The following is a 1,119-nucleotide window of genomic DNA, read 5'->3' on the forward strand; positions in this document are numbered from 1 at the left end:
ATGTTGTTGCGGAACAATGCCCCTTCCGAAAGCTCATCCGGCACGACGTGAAGGACGCGGCGGAAACCCTTGACGAAGGGGTTCGCACGCTGGCGTTCGAGATAGGCAGGAAAGTCACCCTCTTCCGGTCGGCAGGATGCGATCACCCCGGCCAACATGCTGCCGGACTGCCGCGACAGGCCTTCGACACGGGCGGTTTCCGCCTCTATGTCGGCCGGATCGACATCGACCTCCATATGCAGCACGCGCCCGACACCGACACGCTGGGCCTCCACCGCATATTCCTCATAGGAGAAATCGCGGTTCAGCGCCGGCACGCCGGCAAGCCAGGGATAGCGCAGGGCCGAGCGATCGATGAGATGCAGATGGGTGTCGATGATCATGGCGAGGCTCCTCCGATAGCTTTTTTCAGATCATCTCACGGAGGAATTCTTCATTCAAATAAGAATTCACGCCGCTGAGCCGACAGCCGACCCGGCCAGATGCGACAGCTTTTCGCAGGTTGCCAGCAACAGCTCGATGGTCCGTGTGATATCGGGCGCGGACGGCGCATTGACCACCGTGATGTAGGGGATGGATAGCGCCGCGATGGCCTTGCCGTCGGAACCGCGCACCGGGGCCGAGAGGTTGAAGACGCCTGCCGTCTGCATGGAAGCCATCATCTCGTAGCCGCGGTCGCGGATCTGGTCGAGACGGGCGAAGAACTCGGCCGGCTGCGCCGTCTTGTCAGTGCTGCGGACGTGCTCGGAAATCATCATCTGGCGCTCTTCCGGCGAACGGAAGGCGAGCAGGACGTGGCCCGAACCGGTGTCGAACAGGCTGATGTGGGAACCGACGCGGATCGAGATGCCCCAGTAATTCGGCGCTTCCTGCTGGCCGATCACCACGGCGGAACCGCGATCAAAAACAACGAGTTGGTTGGCCTGTTGCGAGGTCTCGGCAAGCTCGCGCATCAGCGGCGTCGCATAGGAAACCAACCGCCGCACCGGCGCGTGCAACTGGGCCAGGCCAAACAGCTTCAGTGTCAGCGAATAGCGGTCGCCATCGAGCCGCGTGACGTAGCCGCGCCGCACCAGCCGGTCCAGCATGCGGTAGAATTCATTGGGGCTGCGGTCGAGC

General features: G+C 62.6%; 2 protein-coding genes. Both read right to left on the minus strand.

All coding sequences use genetic code 11. The annotated features are described in order from the left end of the window. A partial coding sequence (locus tag EOA36_RS35895) for an amidohydrolase family protein (protein WP_348629841.1) occupies nucleotides 1-383 on the minus strand: 383 nt, incomplete at its 3' end. Nucleotides 384-449: 66 nt separating this feature from the next. Beyond that, nucleotides 450-1,119: IclR family transcriptional regulator (locus EOA36_RS35900; protein ID WP_145969532.1), on the minus strand; the 670-nt coding region annotated here is incomplete at its 5' end.

The organism is Mesorhizobium sp. M8A.F.Ca.ET.021.01.1.1, from assembly GCF_003998025.1.
GTDB lineage: Bacteria > Pseudomonadota > Alphaproteobacteria > Rhizobiales > Rhizobiaceae > Mesorhizobium.